Origin of the sequence: Bacillus haikouensis (genome assembly GCF_013179555.1) — a bacterium.
Taxonomy (GTDB): Bacteria; Bacillota; Bacilli; order Bacillales; family Bacillaceae_B; genus Rossellomorea; species Rossellomorea haikouensis_A.
This window is the reverse complement of sequence record NZ_JABMCR010000480.1, coordinates 1-1,949: the sequence shown is the minus strand read 5'-3', so window position 1 is coordinate 1,949 and position 1,949 is coordinate 1. Positions and strand designations below refer to the sequence as shown.

1 protein-coding gene and 1 pseudogene are annotated in these 1,949 nt (G+C 43.3%); both read left to right on the top strand.

Translation table 11 applies throughout. The annotated features are described in order from the left end of the window. On the top strand, nucleotides 1-1,704 hold a 1,704-nt coding region (locus HP456_RS23425), incomplete at its 5' end, for a cbb3-type cytochrome c oxidase subunit I (protein WP_172255524.1). Further along, nucleotides 1,704-1,949: pseudogene (locus tag HP456_RS23420) on the top strand (cytochrome (ubi)quinol oxidase subunit III); the annotation flags it as partial. The gene HP456_RS23425 and the pseudogene HP456_RS23420, both read left to right, overlap by 1 nt.

Genomic DNA, 1,949 nt, shown 5'->3' with positions numbered 1-1,949 from the left:
AATAGTGACTTTATTAGTGCAGGCTTATACAATGAAGTATTGACAATGCACGGTACAACGATGATATTCTTGGCTGCCATGCCATTGATCTTTGCATTTATGAATGCCGTTGTTCCTTTACAAATCGGTGCTCGTGACGTAGCGTTTCCATTCGTGAATTCACTTGGATTCTGGTTATTCTTCTTTGGAGGAGTATTCCTTAACCTTTCATGGTTCATGGGCGGAGCACCTGATGCAGGATGGACATCATACGCATCATTATCCATTGCATCGGAAGGTCATGGTGTTGACTTTTACGTATTAGGTTTACAGATAGCCGGTGCAGGTACATTGATTGGTGGTATCAACTTCCTTGTTACGATCATTAATATGCGTGCCCCTGGTATGACATACATGCGTATGCCGTTGTTCACGTGGACAGCGTTCGTTACATCAGCACTTATCTTATTTGCATTTCCAGCATTGACAGTCGGACTATTCTTGATGATGTTCGACCGTATGTTCGGATCGAATTTCTTTGATGTAGCAAATGGAGGGAACACAATCATCTGGGAGCATTTCTTCTGGATCTTTGGACACCCGGAAGTTTACATCCTTGTACTGCCGGCCTTCGGAATTTTCTCTGAAATCATTCCGCATTTCTCTAGAAAACGTCTGTTTGGTTATTCTTCCATGGTTTTCGCTACCGTATTGATCGGTTTCTTAGGATTCATGGTATGGGCCCACCACATGTTCACGGTAGGTCTTGGTCCAATCGCAAATGCAATCTTTGCTGTAGCGACGATGGCTATTGCAGTTCCCACGGGTATTAAAATCTTTAACTGGCTTCTCACGATGTGGGGGGGAAGCATGAAATTTACAACTCCTATGTTGTATGCAGTTGCTTTCATTCCTTCCTTCGTAGCAGGTGGAGTTACAGGAATTATGCTTGCTTCCGCTGCAGCCGACTATCAATTTCATGATACGTATTTCGTAGTTGCTCACTTCCACTACGTTATCGTTGGCGGGGTAGTATTTGCACTATTAGCAGGTACACACTACTATTGGCCAAAAATGTTCGGTACGATGCTAAATGATTTCCTTGGGAAAATCTCATTTTGGTTGTTCTTTATCGGATTCCATTTAACATTCTTCATCCAGCATTTCTTAGGACTTATGGGTATGCCGCGTCGAATTTGGAAGTTCTTGCCTGGACAAGGGTTTGAAACAGGAAATCTTGTAAGTTCAATTGGAGCAGGATTTATGGGCTTAGCTGTCATCATCCTGGTCTTCAACATTATTATGACTCAGGTTAAAGGCGTTAAAGTGGGTAATGACCCTTGGGGTGACGGCCGTACAATCGAATGGGCGATTCCATCACCGCCGCCATTCTATAACTTCAAGCAAACACCGCTTATCCGTGGTTTGGACGCTTACTGGTTAGAGAAAATGGAGGGTAAGAATGGACTTACTCCGGCTGAACCGATTGGCGATATTCACATGCCGAATAACTCGATTTTGCCACTAATCATTTCATTCGGATTGTTCGTTGCCGCTTTCGGAGCCATGTATCGTCCGGATGGAGAAGCATGGGCAATTCCAGTATTAGTCATTGGAATGCTCATCACTCTAGGAGCAATGTTCCTTAGATCTGTAATCGATGATCATGGTTATCATATTCACAAAGAAGATTTAATGGATGATGATAAAGGGGGTAAGGCATAATGCACGCTGAAGAAAAATTCACGCCAAAGACCTGGCCAGCCTCCCCTGAAAAGGCGACCCTTGAGGGGAAAAACAAGTTCATGGGATTCTGGTTCTTCCTTGGAGGAGAGACAGTTCTGTTCGGATCACTTTTTGCCACCTATTTAGCTCTTAAAAATAAAGTGCCAAGTGACAGTCATGCATTAACAACTGATATTTTTGATCTTCCCTTGTCATTTGTAGCTACGATGCTGCTTTTAACAAGC